Consider the following 15,406-nt stretch of genomic DNA (forward strand, 5'->3'; position numbering starts at 1 on the left):
CGATAGCCGACGGCGCCACGGGCTGGCGGTGGTGGGGGGTGTTGTCGGGGTGGGAGACGCGGCCCACGTGCATGAGCTGGATGAAGAGGTGACCGCCCCCGTCGTGCACGGTGTCGGCGACCTTCTGCCAGCCGGCGATGTGCGCGTCTGTGTAGATTCCGGGGGTGTTCACGTATCCCTGGCCGTCCGCGGAGGGCTGGGTTCCCTCGGTGATGAGCAGCCCGAGCGATGCGCGCTGGCCGTAGTACTCGGCGACCAAGTCGCCGGGGGTGCCGTCGGCATCTGCTCGGTTGCGCGTCATCGGTGCGAGCGCCAGGCGGTGGGGGAGTTCGAGGCGACCGAGCGCGAAAGGCTGCCAGAGAGCGTCGAGAGTCATCGTGAGTGTCGTTCCTTGTGTTGTGGGGCAGGTGGTGTTGTGGGACAGGTCGTCACCGGGTCGAGGATGGGAGAATCGAAGAGGCCCATGACGTTAGTGACTACGCTCATAACCGGGGCCACTCAGTATTCATTCCCGGAGGAGCGAAGATGTCACCGACCTCACCGCCCGTGGGGCGTCGCGAGCGCAACAAGCAGGAGAAACTCGAGCGCATCATGGTTGCGGCCGGCGCGCTCTTCGCCGAGCGCGGCGTCGATGACGTCACGACGCAGGAGATCGCCGACGCCGCAGACATCGGCACCGGCACCCTCTTCCTCTACGCCAAGACCAAGGGGGAGTTGCTCCTCCTCGTGCAGAACGCCCACTACTCTCGAGCCCTCGAAGAAGGTCGCAGCGCCGCGGCTGCCACATCCGGAGCGATCGACGGTGTCCTCGCGCTGCTGGCGCCGGTCGTCGCGTGCAACCGGACGCAGGTCGACAACGGCCGCACATACCTGCGGGAGATGATCTTCGGTGACGCGGCGGAGCCGCACCACGCGGAGGCGCTCCGGGTCGTCAGCGAGAGCGAGCAGACCCTCATTGACCTGATCGTCACGCGCGCCGGTCGCAGCGAGGCCGATGCGGCTGTGTTGGCGCGGGTGATCTCTTCCGGGCTGGTGGTCGCGATGGCCTCGGCACCGACGGCGGACACGAGCGTCGACGAGATCCTCGCGATCGTCCGCGCTCAGGTCACGGCGATCCTCTCCGGCGTCGAGGGCGAGACGTGCGTGCCGACCACGTAGCCTGCACCCGCCTCGTGATCGCGCCGCTCTCGCTGCGTCCGCCTGACGGGGCCCACGGCCCGGCTCGCACCTGCCGGGTGGCCTCGTCTGCGAGCACTTCGAAGCGATCGGCCTCGAGCCCGTCGCCGCCGGCGTGCGCGGCCATCGGTGTGTCGAAGACGTTGACCCCGAAGATGGTGTCATGCCCGAACGTCGGTGAGGAATTTCGCGGCGACCGGCGCGAACTCCTCCCAGTACTGGAAGATGCCACCGTGTCCGGAGTTCGGGTAGATGATCAGCTCGGAGCCGGTGATGCGGCGGTGCAGGTCCTCCGAGAGGATGCTGGGGACCATGCGGTCGTTGTCGCCGTTGGCGATGAGCGTGGGCGATGAGATTACCGAGAGGTCGGACGGTGCGGAGCGGCCGAACTTCACGATGGCCTTCAGCTGTGTGCGAAACGCCTTGGTGGAGATCGCCTTGTCGCGGTCGATGGTGCGCTCCTTGAGCCGCCCGATGAACGCCTTTCCGGCCCTCTTACCCTGGGCGTCGCGGTCGAAGAAGAGGAACTCCTTAGGGTCCGAGCGCGTGAGGACCGACCGGAGGATGTCCCCGTAGGTCGTGCCGACGACTTTGTCCATGTCTTTGCCGCCGCGCGGACCCGTGCCGGTGAGGATGAGGCCGCGAACGAGGTCGGGGTGCTTCACCACGAGGTCTTGAGCGATCATCCCGCCCATCGAGAACGAGAACACATCGATCTTCTTCAGGCCGAGACCCCTCGTGATGAACCGGTAGGCGTCATCGGCGGCCTCATCGAGGGTGTCGGGCACGCGGCCGCTGGACGCACCGACGCCGAGCTGATCGAACGTGATCACGTGACGGATCTTCGCGATCGCGTCGATGATGCGAGGGTCCCAGTTGTCGAGGGTTGCGGCGAGGTGGACGAAGAAGACGACGGGGATTTCCTCCTTCGGGCCGAGCTCGCGGTAGGCGAAGGTGTCCGGGCCGACCGCGACGGTCTTCGCGGGGGCGTGGGCGTACGAGGTGTTGACTGTTTCGTTCATGGGAGACGTCCTTGGGTTCGATGGTGAGTGTGAGGGGCGCGGGTGGGCGGTGGGAAGGGAATCACGCGCCGAGGAGGACGGACTTTCCGCGGATGCCACCGCGGTGCAGCGACGCGAGAGCCTTCGGTGCATCGTCGAAGGGGGACGTGGCGCCCACGATCGGGTGGATCGCACCGGCGTCCACGAGTTCGGCGATGGCCCGCAGCTGCTCGCCGTCGGCGCGCATGAAGAGGAACTCGTAGGTGACGCCGAGTCTCTTCGCTTGCCCGCGCACCCTCCTGCTCAGCGCGCCGGTCACGAGACGCAGGGCCGGGCTCAGGTCGATCTGCCGGGCGAACGCGGGTGTCGGCGGGCCGGCGATGCCGACGGCCGTGCCCCCGGGGCGCAGGACGCGCAGCGACCTCGTCAGGTTCTCGCCGCCGAGGCTGTCCAGCACGAAGTCGTACCCCGACAGCTCTGCCGAGAAGTCCCGGCTGGCGTAGTCGATCACGATGTCGGCGCCGAGGGACCGCACGAACTCCGCGTTCTTCGCCGAGGCGGTCGTCGCCACCTCCGCACCGAGATGCTTCGCCAGTTGGATGGCGATCGTTCCGACACCGCCGCCCCCTCCGTGGATGAGGACCTTCTGACCGGCCTTCACGCCGCCCTTCTCGACGAGAGCTTGCCACGCGGTCAGGGCGACGAGGGGAAGGGATGCCGCTTCGACGAGATCGACCGACGAGGGAACGCGGGCGACATCCGCCTGATCGACCGCGATGCGCTCCGCGAAGGTTCCGATCCGATGGTCGCGCGCCCGGGAGAACACCTCGTCGCCGGGCGAGAAGGAGCGGACCTGCGCGCCCACCCGGATCACCGTCCCGGCCACATCGTGGCCGAGCGTGAACGGCGGTCGGTACGGGAGGAACGCCTTGAAGTCCCCGACGCGGATCCGCTCGTCCAGGCTGTTGAGTCCGGCCGCACCCACCGCGATGAGGACGTCGTTCGGACCGACGGTCGGCTCGGGGACGTCTGCCTCGTGGAGGGGCTTCTTGTAGCCGTCGATGACGAATGCACGCATGTCGAGATTTCCTGTTCTGGGAGAGAGGTTCGGGCACTGCGTCAGGCGCGCAGGAAGGACTGGATCCGACCGGTCACGATGTCGCGGTGCTGCGAGACCACGCCGTGCCCGGCATGCCGGAAGGTCACCACATCGAGAGCGGAGAACGCCGTACGCAGCTGGTTCGCGTTGGCCACCGGGACGAGGATGTCGTCCTCGCCGTGGAAGGTGAGCGTCGGCGTGCTCATCCGCTCGTGGGCTGGGCCGGGCTGGGCTCCCCACCGCGCGACGGCGCGGAGCTGTGCGCGCATGACGCCCGGGGTGACGGCCGCATCGCGGTCGGTGCGGCGGCGCTTCAGTCGGCGTTGATACGCGGCCGCGGCACGCGTCCCGCTCTCTGTGCGGGGGAAGAAGAGGACGGAGGTCGCGGGGCGCGCGGTCATGACGCTGCGCGCGATGCCGCGGAGCATGACGCCCGTCATCCGGGTGAGGCCGGCGCCGCCCCGCGGGCCGGTTCCGGACATCACGAGGTGGTCCACCAGGGTCGCCTCCTCCTCGACGATCGTTTGGGCGACCATGCCTCCCATCGAGAGGCCGAAGAGGTCGATGCGGTTGAGGCCCAGCGCGAGCACGGCGGCGATGGTGTCGCGGGCCATGTCGTCGAAGGTGTCCCGCACCCGGCCGGTCGATCGACCCACGCCGCGGTAGCCGAGCACGATGACCCGGCGATCCTGCGCGAGCGCATCGATCACCTCGGGGTCCCACGCATCCAGATTTCCGCCGAGATGCGTCAAAGCCACGAGAGGCGGCCGGTCGCCCGATCCGATCTCGCGGTAAGCGATGTCGGCCCCGTCGACGTGCACTATCCGCGTGTTGGCGTCGATGATGGACGCTCTGCGGCGGTCGCCGCGCGAGCCCGTGGCCATATGTGCTCCCGGGGTCCGATGAGGATTGTGCAGCCCTCGCTTTTGCGAGCACACTCATTATTGACTGAACTCAGTCAGAGGTCAAGGAGGCGATGTGATGCGGCGGTCCGGTTCGGTCTCGCCTCTTCGCTTTCGGTCATCGTGACGATCGCGGCGCGTCCTCGCGCGAGACGCGCCGTTGCCCCGTCGCGGCGGGGATGACCAGCATCACGGTCAGCGCGCCCGCGATCGCGTACGCCGCGGGGATCGGGAGCCATGCAGCGAGCAGTGCTCCAGCGCCGAGGCCTGCGAGGCCGGTCGCTTCGACGAGGAAACTGGCCGACGACATCGTGCGTGCGACGTCGTGGCTTCCCGCTCCCGATTGCAGCTCGCCGTAGAGGGTGGCCATCACGAGCGTTCCGCCGAAGGCGGTCGAGAACTCGATCGCCACCAGTGCGACGTATGTCCACGGACTGTTCGCAGGAGCGAGGGCCACACCGATGGTGGCGAGTCCCATCGTCAGGAGTCCGATCACGACGACCGTCGCCGTGCTCCAGCGGGCGTAGAGGTGACCGAGCGCGACGCCCCCTGTGATGCCGCCCAGTGCGCCCGTCGCCACGACAAGACCGAGCAGCGGAGGGTCTACGCCCAGCGTGTTCACGAAGTAGTAGACGCCCAAGGGGGCGGTGAGCGAGGAGAACAGGCCGGCCGCGGCGGCGATCCACAGCGTCCGGTTGCGCGACAACTGCCGGGCGATGAGCCTCAGAGAGGGCCGCGGCTCCTCCGCCGGATCCGCGTCGACATCGGGGATCCTCGTCCACGACAATGCTGCGATCCACGAGGCCACGGTGTCGATCAACAGCGCAAGGGGTGCCGGCATGAGGGCGATGAGAAGGGGTGCTCCCGACTGGCCGACGATTTCGCCGGTACTGGTCGCCGAGCTCAACAGGCCGACTTGTCGCACGCGGTCTTCGGGTTCGGTCAGGTGGTTCAAGACACCGTGACCCAGAACCGACAGCGCAGTGAGAAGCAGGACGTTCACCGCGAGCCAGGCGATCAGGGTGACGGGGGACAGTGCTCCGACCGACCACATGATCGGTACCACCGTCGACCACAGTCCTGACAGTGTCGCGGTCAGGATCATCAGCCTCACGTGTCTGCGGCTGCGGTCGGCCCAGACCGCGAGCGGAATCCGTAGAAGCATGCTCGTCGCGAGCATCACGGCCAACAGGGCCGCGACGTGGGCAGGCGTCCCGCCGAGTGTCGACACGAGGATGAGAGGCGCGAGGACCTCGGTCGCGGCCCCACCAGCGGAGGTGAAGGCCCGCCCCGCGCGAAATCGTGCGACGTCGGAAATCACGGGCTCCTCCGACCCGAGTGCCTGACATTTGTGGCGATTGCCGTCAATTCTCGAGTTCCTCGCCCGTGTCGCCGGTGTGCCGTGGGAGGCAGGCTATTGCCGCCCGAATACGGCGTCAACGTCCCCGCCGAAATCCCACACTTTGGTCGAGCATTTCGAGCACGTCGTCCTCTCCGGTGAGAGGACGACGTGATGATGCTGAAGGGCTGCGCAACGCCGGCCGGGTGATGACCCGTCGCCCGGGGTCACGCGATGCCTCTGTCTTAGAGCGATGCCGGCGAATGGAATGCGCGGGCGAGGAAAGCCACGACGAGCCACACGAGTGCCGCGACAAGCAGCAGAGCGCCGGCGAGGAAGAAGACGACAAGCGCCACGGGCGTGGGACCGAGTGCACAGCTCGGGGAATGCTCCGAGATCGCGAACCCCAGCACGCCCGCAGGGATGACAATCGCCGAGGCGCCGCACCCGGCTGCGAGCACGCACACGAGGATCGTCCGCGGCGCGCCGCCGCGGTGGGGGCGACCGAGGAGATGCGCGATCAGGCCGGTGGAGCCGAACGAGGCAGTGAATAGCATCACCCACGCCAGAATCGTCGCCGGTCGTGCCATGGATGCCGCGAGTTCGGCCGAGAATGCACAGTCAGGCAATGTGGCGAGGAATCCTGCCGCTCCGGCGATCGCGGCGACAGCCCAGGCGATCCACACGACTCCACGCCGGGAGGCACCCCGCTGCGTTGTCGTCGACGAGCCACGACCGGTCTCCTGCGCCCTGCTCCCGTCTCGCGCGCGGTGCGGTGTGGCGTGCTCAGAGCTCAACGGGTCACTCCGTTCTCGCGTCTCCGCGTCGTGAGGAGAATCCTGGCGGATATCGTCCCGTTCGGCGAGGAACGACTGTGGGCACCGATGAGAACGATCGTTCCCAGCGGTGCCCACAGTGTCGTGCGCGTGAATCCGATCAGTGCGCCGCGGTGTACGCCTCGAGCACGGCGGCGGGAACGCGTCCGCGCTCGCTCACGGTGTGACCATTGGCGCGCGCCCATTCACGAACGACGCCGAGGTCCTTGCCGGAGGCCTTTCGCGATGAGCGGGCACCGGTTCGCCGTGCGCCGCCGTTCGTCGCGGGCGAGGATGCGCGTGCAGCGCTGATGAAAGGCGCGAGTGCGTCCTCGAGCTTCGCGAGATTCTCGTCGGAAAGGTCGATCTCGTAGGACTTCTTGCCGAGCGCGAAGCTCACGCTGCCGCCCTTACCGTGTGCGATCGGGGTGCCATCGAGGTCGTCGACGAGCTCGACGATGACTTTCTGTGCCATGAGTGGGGCTTCTCTCAGGTTGTATGGGGCGCTGGGCAGTCGGGTTATCGACCCGTCTGCGGAAAAGCCTACTCACTCATTTGAGTGAAAGCGGTTCATTCCCCTGCCCCTTGACAACTTTTTCCCGGCGCCGCGGCGAGCGTTCCCGATTCGGTGCGCGGTGACATCGCGGTCGGGTGAATGCCACGTGCAGACACCGCGGGGCGAGCCCCATTGGATGGGCCTTGCTTTCTTTCCTTTCGGGCGCCGCACTAGGTGGAAGCGCGTAAATCCGGCCCCGAATCGGCTGTACGCCTCGCATCCCGACCGTCGGTCTGTTTTGCTCGAAGACTGCGGCGGTGGTTGAGCCTGCCTGCCGCAGCCTGGGTGCCGACGAATCCTGGGGGATGCGTCGCCCGAACCGTCGCCGGGCACAGCCCCGTGCGTCGCACTCGGGGTGGGCGCCGCTCGCGGACCCCACCACCCAGGCCTCATCTTCCCTGGGCGGCGCTGTCCCGCCGCTCAGCGGATGGCGGCGGCGGACTCCAGGGCCGCGAGGCGCGCGGCGGGCGTGCCGGACAGCTCGGTGATGCGAAGGCGGTCGCCCACGAGGTCGGGATCGTCGATGAGCTCCATCAGGATGTCGTCCGTGACCTGGCGCAGCTCGAGGTGCTCGTCGGGGCCGACGTGGATCGGAGCGCTCGCGGCCAGCGGGATCATGGCGAGCACGTCGACGGTCTCGAGCGCCTCCGAGGTGAGCTGCGTCGCCCTCTCGAGCGTCTCGCGGTCGATCCGAGCCTCACCGATCTCGGCGAGGGCCAGCAGGTAGGCGAGGAAGTCGAGCGGTCCGCGCTCGGCGATGAGCGGTCCCCGGTGCGGCCGGTCCGTCAGCCGGTCGGCCGCGACACGCAGCTGTGCGGCGAAGGAGGAGGCCGAGGGCGTGTCGCTCATCTCGTCGATCAGCTCGAACGGATCGGGGAGGACCGTGAACTCCGGATGCCGCCGCGTGAAATCCGAGATCACCGTGCTCTTGCCGCTGGCATGGGTCCCGGAGACGACGATTCGCACGGGGGCAGAGTACCGCGTCGCCGCAGCCCCGGGGCGGGCGCTAGCGAGTGGGCTGCGCGGGCAGCGGCGGGAGCAGTTCCTGCATGTCGACCTCGAGCGCATGGCAGAGAGCCACGATCGTCGCCAGTCGAGGATTCGTCGCAGGCCCGCCCTTCGTCGTGCTCCCGCGCTCGTACTGCTGGTAGGCGTAGAGGGAGATCTCGGCGCGTTCGGCCATCTGATCCTGCGTCAGTCCACGGAGGGCGCGGAGGCGACGCAACTGCATTCCCAGGTCTCGCGCGAACGTCGCCCACTCGGGGGACGAGGCGAGGCCGGAACTCATTCCTCAAGCGTGGAAGGGATAAGAGTTGGTGTGAACCAATTTAAATCGGTGAAATTCTGGGATACCCTAGGGCGCCTTCCGTCGTCAGGGCGCCAGTCGCGCCAAGAGGGCGCCGAGCTCCGCGTGAAGCCGTGCAGCGCTCTCCGGGGTGAGCTCGATCTGGCGCGTCTCGGTGGCGATCGCGACCCAGGTCTCGCGGTCTGCCAGGTAGCGCACCGCGAGGACGCAGGCCTCCTCGGAGATCGCATCCCGTCGCAGCTCACCTCCGGGGAGGAAGCGGCGCCGGAGGCTCGTCACCGGCATCCACCGCGGCTCCGACTGGTGTCGACGGTCGTCGGGCAGGTCGTGGAGGGCGTGGTCTTCCACGCACCACGGCGGGCAGGCCTCCGCGGTCGGCTCCGGTCGCTCGGTCGTCATGGCGCCCCTTTCGGTTCCGGCAGGGCACAGGCCGTCGGGTCCATTGAACGACATGCCTCCGACATGCGGGGTCGCACTCGTCCCGACGGCACCGCCGTGGCGTCCGCATGCGGCAAGAGTCGATAGGATTCATTCAGTTGAATTCAATCCGGAAGGGCACTCTCGCCATGACCACCTACAACGTCGGCATCATCATCGGCAGCATCTCGTCGACCTCGATCAACCGCCGCCTCGCGAACGCGCTCGTGCGCCTCGCCCCCCAGGCCGGCCTGTCGCTCACGGAGCTTCCCATCGCGGGCCTGCCGTTCTACTCGGCGGACAACGACGCGGCCATCCCCGCCGCGGCCGCGGAGTTCAAGACGTCGATCGAGGGTTCGGACGCCGTCATCATCGTGACGCCCGAGTACAACCGCTCGGTGCCCGGTGTCCTGAAGAACGCGCTCGACACGGCCAGCCGCCCGTGGGGCCAGAACAGCTTCGCCGGCAAGCCGTCCGCCGTCATCGGCGCCTCGATCGGGGCGATCGGCACCGCCGTCGCGCAGCAGCACCTGCGCTCGATCCTCTCGTTCCTCGCCTCGCCCGAGCTGTCGCAGCCCGAGGCGTACATCCACCTGCGCGACGGCCTGATCACCGACGAGGGCGAGGTCACCGACGAGTCGACCGCCGAGTTCCTCGTGTCGTGGCTGAAGGCCGTGCACACGCACATCGCGAAGTCGCTCAGCCCCGTCGAGTGATCTGACGGTCGCGCCCACCGCGCGTCGTGACGAACGGCGCCCGCCCACCCGGCGGGCGCCGTTCGCCGTCTCGCGCCGTCGACACGCGCCGTCCCGCCCGCGGCCGCGCAGTGGCGGATCGACGACAGATGTCGATGCCGTGGGCGCCGCCGCCGGAGTAGATTGCCCCCGGGAGGTCACCATGGCAGAGTTCAGCAGAGGCTTCGGGGCACGCCGTCGCGCATCGGAGCCGCAGCTTCCACCCGGGCAGTACCTGACCGACGATTTCCCCGTGCTCTCGGCGGGCCCGACGCCGCGGGTGAGCACTCAGGAGTGGGAGTTCAGCATCGTGACCGAGTCCGGGGAGCGGACGTCGTGGTCGTGGCAGGAGTTGATGGCACTGCCGGTGGAGGACATCCGCACCGACATCCACTGCGTCACCCGCTGGTCCAAGCTCGGCACCCACTGGCGCGGCGTCTCGCTCGACACCCTCCTCGCCGGCATCGAGACGACAGCGCCCTCGGCGATGGCGCACTCCTACGGCGGCTACACCACGAACGTGCCGCTCGACGAGCTGCGCGGAGGAAAGGCGTGGGTCGCCGTCGAGTTCGAGGGTGAGCAGCTCGCCCCCGAGCACGGCGGGCCGGCCCGGCTGCTCGTGCCGCACCTCTACTTCTGGAAGAGCGCGAAATGGGTGCGCGGACTCGTCCTCCAGGAGCACGACGATCCCGGATTCTGGGAGCAGAACGGCTACAACCTCCACGGCGACCCCTGGCGGGAGGAACGGTACTGGTGAGCGCCTCCGGCTGGCTCGCCGCACACGTCGCCGCGGTCGCCCCGCTCACCGCGCATTCGCGTTCGCTCCTGCTCGACGTGCCCGGGTGGCCCGGGAACCTCGCCGGCCAGCACCTGGACGTGCGGCTGACCGCCGAAGACGGGTACCAGGCGGAGCGCTCCTATTCGGTGGCGAGCGTCGGGACCGGCACCACGGTGGAGCTCGCGGTCGACGAGATCGTCGACGGCGAGGTCTCGCCGTACCTGGTCCGCGACATCCGCCCCGGCGATTTCCTGGAGGTCAAGGGGCCGCTCGGCGCCTACTTCGTCTGGCGCGGCGACGAGCCCGCACCCGTGCAGCTCATCGCGGGAGGATCCGGCATCGTCCCCCTTCTGGCGATGGTGCGCGCGCACGCGGCATCCGCGAACGAGGCGCCGTTCCGACTGCTCTACTCGACGAGGAGCACGGCCGACGCGATGTACGCCGACGATCTTCTGCGGCTGAGCGGCCCTCTCCTCGCGATCGACTGGGTCTACACCCGCGCGACGCCGGACGGGTGGCCTCGGCCCGCCGGAAGGGTCCGCCTCGACGAGCTCGCGCAGCGGTGCGTGCCGCCGGAGCAGCGCCCGCTGGTCTACGTCTGCGGCCCGACCGCGTTCGTCGAGACGGTCGCAGACGCCCTCGTGCAGATCGGGCACGCTCCGCAACGCGTGCGGACCGAGCGATTCGGAGGCGCAGCATGACCACGCACGACCACGACGACACGTCGACGGACGCCCACCGGACCGCCACGATGGTCGACGGCAACGCGCTCGCGGGCGTGCTCTCGACCGTCTTCGCCGACGACGCCACGGTGCTCACCCTCGAGTGCGGACACTGCGCAGACGCGCGTCCGTTGGCGCAGGCCCGGGTGGAGCGCGACGCGGAGGTCGCGATCGTCCGCTGCCGCGGCTGCACGCACACCCTGATGTCGGTCTCGACGGCCGGCGGCACCGTCGAGATCCGCCTCGCGGCGCTCGCCGCGATCCGGACGGCACCGTCGGCGTAGCCGCGCCGTCACGGGCGCGGCGCGGCATCCGGTGCGGCTCAGGCCCCCCGCTCGCGCGAGCGCAGATCTTTGCGCAGGATCTTGCCCGACGTCGACTTCGGGATCGCCTCCACGAACTCCACGCGGCGGACCTTCTTGTGCGGTGCGACGTTCTCCGCGACGAAGGCCATGACCTCCTCCGCCGTCAGCCCGGAGTCGGGCGCCGAGACGATGAACGCCTTCGGGATCTCCTGCTTGTCGTCGTCGAGCACTCCGATGACCGCGGCATCCATGATCTTCGGGTGCCCCAGCAGCAGCGCCTCCAGCTCGGCGGGGGCGATCTGATAGCCCTTGTACTTGATCAGCTCCTTCACCCGGTCGACGATCGAGAAGTAGCCGCCCTCGTGGTAGACCGCGACATCGCCCGTGTGCAGGAAGCCCTCGGCGTCGAGCGTCTCCGCCGTGGCCTGCGGCTGGTTGAGGTAGCCGAGCATCACGTTGGGCCCCTTCACCCACAGCTCGCCCGGACGCGTGCGCCCGTCCTCCTCGATCGCCGTGATCTCCTCGCCGGTCTCGGTGTCGACCAGCTTGCACACGATGTTGGGCAGGATCGTGCCCACCGAGCTCACCGGGATGTCGTCGCGCGTGTACGGCATCGCGTGTGAGACCGGGCTCAGCTCGCTCATGCCGTAGCCCTGCATCATGCGCGCGTGGAGGCGGCGCCCCGCGATCTCGGCCGTCTCGCCGTCGAGCGGAGCCGCGCCGGAGAACACCGTGTGCACCGTCGAGATGTCGAACTCGTCGACGATCGGGTGCTTGGCCAGCGCGACCGCGATCGGCGGGGCGATGTAGAGGTAGGTGCAACCGTAGGTCTGGATGTTGGTGAGGAACTGCACGAGGTCGAACCGCGGCATGGTGACCAGCGTCGCGCGCTGCTTCAGCGCGAGGTTCAACAGCACCGTCATGCCGTAGATGTGGAAGAACGGCAGCACCGCGAGCACGCGGTCGGTGTTCTTCAGATCGATGTTGATGCGGCATTGCGCGACGTTCGCGACGAGGTTGCGGTGGCTGAGCATCACCCCTTTGGGGATGCCGGTGGTTCCCGACGAGTAGGGGAGGACCGCCACGTGCGTCGCCGGGTCGATCTCGATCTGCGGCGCCGGACGTCCTTCGCCCAGCAGCTGGCGAAGGTCGGGGTGGCCCTCGGCGCCGTCCAGCACCACGACGCGCTCGACGGGGATGCCGGTGGCCTCCGCGGCCTGCTTCGCCGCGGGCAGCAGCGGCGAGACCGTGAACAGCCACGTCGCGCCCGCGTCGCGCAGCTGTTTCTCGATCTCGCCGGCCGTGTACAGCGAGTTGATCGTCGTCACGGTCGCGCCGGCGCGGAGAGCGCCGTGGAAGACCGTCGCGAACGCCGGGACGTTCGGGCAGAGCAGCCCCACGACCGTGGAGGCGTCCACGCCGCGCGCCGCCAGAGCGCCGGCGAAGGCGTCCACCTGCGCCTTGAGGGCGCCGTACGTCGTCTCGGCCCCGCCGGCGGGATCGATCAGCGCGATGCGCGCGGCATCCTCGTCGGTGAGCCCGGCGAACAGGTCGTCGTAGATGCTGACGTCCGGGATCTCGACATCGGGGAAGGGGCTGGTGAACACGGCGGTCTCCTTCGACGGCACGGCGATCCCCGGCCACGCTGCCGGGTGCGTCCATCATGCCACTGGAGGGGGCGGATCCGACACGCGGTCTCTCGGAGGAAGAGACCGCGTGCCAGTCGTGTCCGCGTGGCAGGGGTGCCCGGGTGGCAGGGGTGCCCGGGTGCCCCTCGTGCGGAGCGGCGCCCGGACGGCGGCCGTCAGGCGAAGACGTCCGCGTGCTGGGCGCTGCGGCCGGCGGCGAGACGCTCCGCGGCCCGCTCCTCCGCGGCATCCAGCGGCGTGATGCCGCGCGCCGCGGCATCCGCGAAGATCGCCCGCACGGTGTCGCCGATGGCGCTCACCCGGTCCATGATCTCGGCGCGGGAGCCGAGCCGCTTGGCCTCCAGGTCGAGATAGACGACGCCGCCCGCGTTGACGACGAAGTCGGGAGCGTAGAGGATGCCGCGAGCGGCCAGTCGATCCGCCCCGGAACGATCCGCGAGGGGGTTGTTCGCCGGGCCGCAGACGGCGCGGGCCGACAGCCGATCGATGACCTCGTCGTCGAGGAGGCCGCCGATGCCGGCGGGGACGAAGACGTCGGCCTCGATGAGGTGCTCCGTACCGGGCTCGACCCAGCGGGCGCCCAGCTCGGTCGCCAGGTCGCGCTTGGCGGGGTTGACGTCGGTCACCGTGAGCTGCGCGCCCTCGGCGCTCAGGCGTACGGCCAGACGGCTGCCGACCTGTCCGAGCCCGGAGACGGTGATGCGGCGTCCGGCGACATCGGGGGAGCCCGCGACCTGTTCGAGGGTGGCGCGCAGCGACTCGTAGACGCCCAGGCTCGTCGGACCGGCCGGCTCGCCGGAGCCGCCCACCGCGTCGGGCAATCCGACGACGTGGGAGGTGCGTTCGCTGACGACCAGCATGTCGTCGGTCGTCGAACCGACATCCTCCGCGGTGCGGTAGCGGCCGTCGAAGCGCTCGACGGCGTCGCCGAGGTCGAGGTAGGCGGCGCGGCGGCGACCCGCATCGAGCACCGTGCGGGGCGGCACGCAGATCACGGACTTCCCGCCCCCGGCATCCAAGCCCGCCGCAGCGTTCTTGAGCGTCATCGCGGCGGAGAGGCGGAGGGCGTCGCCGACGGCGTCGCTCCAGTGGGGGTAGGTCCACATCCGGGCTCCGCCGAGGGCGGAACCGAGGACCGAGGAGTGCAGCGCGACGGTGATGACCAGACCGCTGCGCGGGCCCGTCGTCACCTCCACGCGCTCGTGGGAGAAGTCGGGCAGGGGCAGGGTGTGCGTCATCGCATCCTCTTTCGGCTGGCCTTGTGGGCTGTGCTCTGCGGATGCCGCGGCGTTACGGCATCCGTCTCCCATTGTGCCCCGAGTCGAGCCGAGCCGCGCCGTTGCGGGCCGCCGCGGCCGCGTGCCGGAGGGCGCGGCCCGCGCCGTGACGTACGTCGGATCCGCGCGGCGACGGGCCGCGCCAGAGCGTGGCAGCCGGGCTCGCGGTCCGAAAATCCGGCGTTCGTCACGGGCGGACGGGCGGACGATCCGACCCGCGACGTCGAGGGCTCCTCCCCAGCGGCCCTGAGTCGGGCTCTCCACGGGCTCCGCCGCCCGCGGTCCACCCCACGACGGCGAGCCGCCACGATCGGCGGATGGAAGAAGAGGCGAACGCGGGCGCGGGTCCCGTGTCGTGGCCCGTGGTGTCGCGGGCCGAGCTGTACGCGGAGGGGTGGACGTGGCGCCGGATCGAGCAGGCCGTCGCCGCGGGGTCGCTCTGCCGCGCCCGGAGGGACGCGTACCTGCCCGGAGAGGTCGACGCGCAGACGCGTGCCGCCGCCGAGGTCGGCGGTCAGCTGACCTGCCTGTCCGAGCTCGCCCGCCGCGGGGTCTTCGTGCTCGCCACAGGCGGGCTGCACGTCCGCGTGCATCCGCGGCGGGGACGGCGTCGGCCGGTGCACCCGGATGCGCGCGTCCACTGGTCGGGCGACGGTCTGCGGCGCACGGCGAATGCGCCTCTCGTGGAGGCCCTGGCGGCGGCAGCGCGGTGCCAGGGACCGATGGAGACGATCGCCTCGCTGGATTCGGCGCTTCATCGCCGTCTCATCGACGAGGACGACCTGGCCGAGATCTTCCGGATGCTGCCCCGTCGCTACCGCGCGCTCCGGGCGTTTCTCGACCGATCGGCGGAGGCGGGCAGCGAGAGCATCGTGCGCATCCTGCTGCGCAAGATGGGATGCCGCGTCGAATGCCAGGTTCAGATCGCCGGCGTCGGGCGGGTCGATCTGCTCGTCGACGGCTGGCTGATCGTCGAGTGCGACAGCGAGGCGCACCACGCGAGCTGGGCGCAGCAGAAGGAGGACCGCCGCCGGGATCAGGCCGCCGCGGCCCTCGGGTACGTCACCTACCGGCCGATCGCCGAGGACATCTTCTGGCACCGCGACCGCGTGCTGGCGGCAGTGCGGGGGCTCCACGGCTCGACGCGCGCCGCGCGCCGGCACGGATGAGGCGGGCGACGGTGCGCGGGTGATCGCGACGGTGACGATCGTCGGAGAAGCCGGGCGAGCGGCGGTCCGTCGCTCGCCGCCGCGCGACCGGCCGCGCAGAACTCCGACGATCGTCACGCCCGGCCGACGGCGGCGGGCGGCGGTGGACCGGCGTGCCGGCG

18 protein-coding genes are annotated in these 15,406 nt (G+C 69.7%); 6 read left to right on the top strand and 12 right to left on the bottom strand.

Features of this window, described 5'->3' with window-relative positions; translation table 11 throughout:
- Positions 1-376 (bottom strand): oxidoreductase (locus AC1Q49_RS09475; protein ID WP_492491821.1); only part of this gene is annotated, 376 nt, incomplete at its 3' end.
- 149 nt (positions 377-525) lie between these two features.
- On the opposite strand from AC1Q49_RS09475, the gene AC1Q49_RS09480 reads away from it, so the two are divergent.
- Complete coding sequence (locus AC1Q49_RS09480) at positions 526-1,158, top strand: TetR/AcrR family transcriptional regulator (protein WP_492491823.1); 633 nt, start codon at positions 526-528, stop codon at positions 1,156-1,158.
- Positions 1,159-1,337: 179 nt separating this feature from the next.
- Here AC1Q49_RS09480 and AC1Q49_RS09485 read toward each other — a convergent pair whose 3' ends face one another.
- The 9 genes from AC1Q49_RS09485 to AC1Q49_RS09525 form a co-directional block, all read right to left on the bottom strand.
- A complete protein-coding gene (locus tag AC1Q49_RS09485; protein ID WP_492491825.1) occupies positions 1,338-2,198 on the bottom strand; it encodes an alpha/beta fold hydrolase in 861 nt (286 codons plus the stop codon).
- A gap of 61 nt (positions 2,199-2,259) precedes the next feature.
- On the bottom strand, positions 2,260-3,255 hold the full coding sequence (locus tag AC1Q49_RS09490) for an NADP-dependent oxidoreductase (protein WP_492491826.1): 996 nt from the start codon (positions 3,253-3,255) through the stop codon (positions 2,260-2,262).
- Between the two features lie 41 nt (positions 3,256-3,296).
- The gene (locus tag AC1Q49_RS09495) at positions 3,297-4,097 is read right to left on the bottom strand and encodes an alpha/beta fold hydrolase (protein ID WP_492491828.1); all 801 of its coding nucleotides are present in this window, start codon (positions 4,095-4,097) and stop codon (positions 3,297-3,299) included.
- 199 nt (positions 4,098-4,296) lie between these two features.
- Positions 4,297-5,499 (bottom strand): MFS transporter, encoded by a 1,203-nt coding sequence (locus AC1Q49_RS09500; protein ID WP_492491830.1) that lies wholly within the window; start codon positions 5,497-5,499, stop codon positions 4,297-4,299.
- Between the two features lie 263 nt (positions 5,500-5,762).
- Entirely contained in the window at positions 5,763-6,203 is a 441-nt protein-coding gene (locus tag AC1Q49_RS09505; protein ID WP_492491832.1) for a hypothetical protein, read from the bottom strand.
- A gap of 250 nt (positions 6,204-6,453) precedes the next feature.
- Positions 6,454-6,807, bottom strand: a complete 354-nt coding sequence (locus AC1Q49_RS09510) for a histone-like nucleoid-structuring protein Lsr2 (RefSeq protein WP_101305944.1) — start codon at positions 6,805-6,807, stop codon at positions 6,454-6,456.
- Positions 6,808-7,308: 501 nt separating this feature from the next.
- The gene (locus tag AC1Q49_RS09515) at positions 7,309-7,854 is read right to left on the bottom strand and encodes a DEAD/DEAH box helicase family protein (RefSeq protein ID WP_492491835.1); all 546 of its coding nucleotides are present in this window, start codon (positions 7,852-7,854) and stop codon (positions 7,309-7,311) included.
- A gap of 40 nt (positions 7,855-7,894) precedes the next feature.
- Complete coding sequence (locus tag AC1Q49_RS09520) at positions 7,895-8,176, bottom strand: helix-turn-helix domain-containing protein (RefSeq protein WP_060960029.1); 282 nt, start codon at positions 8,174-8,176, stop codon at positions 7,895-7,897.
- A gap of 84 nt (positions 8,177-8,260) precedes the next feature.
- The gene (locus AC1Q49_RS09525) at positions 8,261-8,593 is read right to left on the bottom strand and encodes a DUF6907 domain-containing protein (RefSeq protein ID WP_101305951.1); all 333 of its coding nucleotides are present in this window, start codon (positions 8,591-8,593) and stop codon (positions 8,261-8,263) included.
- Between the two features lie 167 nt (positions 8,594-8,760).
- On the opposite strand from AC1Q49_RS09525, the gene AC1Q49_RS09530 reads away from it, so the two are divergent.
- The 4 genes from AC1Q49_RS09530 to AC1Q49_RS09545 all read left to right on the top strand — a co-directional run bounded on the left by AC1Q49_RS09530 (position 8,761) and on the right by AC1Q49_RS09545 (position 11,129).
- Positions 8,761-9,327 carry an NADPH-dependent FMN reductase gene (locus AC1Q49_RS09530; RefSeq protein ID WP_060960027.1) on the top strand — a complete coding sequence of 189 codons (567 nt, stop codon included), beginning with the start codon at positions 8,761-8,763 and terminating at the stop codon, positions 9,325-9,327.
- Between the two features lie 181 nt (positions 9,328-9,508).
- Positions 9,509-10,102: a sulfite oxidase-like oxidoreductase gene (locus AC1Q49_RS09535; protein WP_101305952.1), complete on the top strand. Its 594-nt coding sequence runs from the start codon at positions 9,509-9,511 to the stop codon at positions 10,100-10,102.
- Positions 10,099-10,824, top strand: a complete 726-nt coding sequence (locus tag AC1Q49_RS09540; RefSeq protein WP_492491838.1) for an FAD-binding oxidoreductase — start codon at positions 10,099-10,101, stop codon at positions 10,822-10,824. Before AC1Q49_RS09535 ends, AC1Q49_RS09540 begins: the two co-directional genes overlap by 4 nt.
- The gene (locus tag AC1Q49_RS09545; protein ID WP_492491840.1) at positions 10,821-11,129 is read left to right on the top strand and encodes a DUF6510 family protein; all 309 of its coding nucleotides are present in this window, start codon (positions 10,821-10,823) and stop codon (positions 11,127-11,129) included. The genes AC1Q49_RS09540 and AC1Q49_RS09545 overlap by 4 nt, the downstream gene beginning before the upstream one ends.
- Positions 11,130-11,167: 38 nt before the next feature.
- Here the strand turns inward: AC1Q49_RS09545 and AC1Q49_RS09550 are convergent, their stop codons facing one another.
- Both AC1Q49_RS09550 and AC1Q49_RS09555 read right to left on the bottom strand, forming a co-directional pair.
- On the bottom strand, positions 11,168-12,757 hold the full coding sequence (locus AC1Q49_RS09550; RefSeq protein ID WP_492491842.1) for an AMP-binding protein: 1,590 nt from the start codon (positions 12,755-12,757) through the stop codon (positions 11,168-11,170).
- 197 nt (positions 12,758-12,954) lie between these two features.
- Positions 12,955-14,037, bottom strand: a complete 1,083-nt coding sequence (locus AC1Q49_RS09555) for a Glu/Leu/Phe/Val dehydrogenase family protein (protein ID WP_492491844.1) — start codon at positions 14,035-14,037, stop codon at positions 12,955-12,957.
- A gap of 356 nt (positions 14,038-14,393) precedes the next feature.
- On the opposite strand from AC1Q49_RS09555, the gene AC1Q49_RS09560 reads away from it, so the two are divergent.
- Positions 14,394-15,245 (top strand): endonuclease domain-containing protein, encoded by an 852-nt coding sequence (locus AC1Q49_RS09560; protein ID WP_492491846.1) that lies wholly within the window; start codon positions 14,394-14,396, stop codon positions 15,243-15,245.
- Positions 15,246-15,406 lie beyond the last annotated feature (161 nt).

The organism is Microbacterium sp. MPR-TSA4 (assembly GCF_058792815.1).

Coding starts and splice junctions, on each gene's coding strand:
- AC1Q49_RS09530 (WP_060960027.1), top strand. CDS start 8,761: ATGACCACCTACAACGTCGGCATCATCATCGGCAGCATCTCGTCGACC.
- AC1Q49_RS09510 (WP_101305944.1), bottom strand. CDS start 6,807: ATGGCACAGAAAGTCATCGTCGAGCTCGTCGACGACCTCGATGGCACC.
- AC1Q49_RS09520 (WP_060960029.1), bottom strand. CDS start 8,176: ATGAGTTCCGGCCTCGCCTCGTCCCCCGAGTGGGCGACGTTCGCGCGA.
- AC1Q49_RS09490 (WP_492491826.1), bottom strand. CDS start 3,255: ATGCGTGCATTCGTCATCGACGGCTACAAGAAGCCCCTCCACGAGGCA.
- AC1Q49_RS09525 (WP_101305951.1), bottom strand. CDS start 8,593: ATGACGACCGAGCGACCGGAGCCGACCGCGGAGGCCTGCCCGCCGTGG.
- AC1Q49_RS09545 (WP_492491840.1), top strand. CDS start 10,821: ATGACCACGCACGACCACGACGACACGTCGACGGACGCCCACCGGACC.
- AC1Q49_RS09535 (WP_101305952.1), top strand. CDS start 9,509: ATGGCAGAGTTCAGCAGAGGCTTCGGGGCACGCCGTCGCGCATCGGAG.
- AC1Q49_RS09560 (WP_492491846.1), top strand. CDS start 14,394: ATGGAAGAAGAGGCGAACGCGGGCGCGGGTCCCGTGTCGTGGCCCGTG.
- AC1Q49_RS09480 (WP_492491823.1), top strand. CDS start 526: ATGTCACCGACCTCACCGCCCGTGGGGCGTCGCGAGCGCAACAAGCAG.
- AC1Q49_RS09555 (WP_492491844.1), bottom strand. CDS start 14,037: ATGACGCACACCCTGCCCCTGCCCGACTTCTCCCACGAGCGCGTGGAG.
- AC1Q49_RS09485 (WP_492491825.1), bottom strand. CDS start 2,198: ATGAACGAAACAGTCAACACCTCGTACGCCCACGCCCCCGCGAAGACC.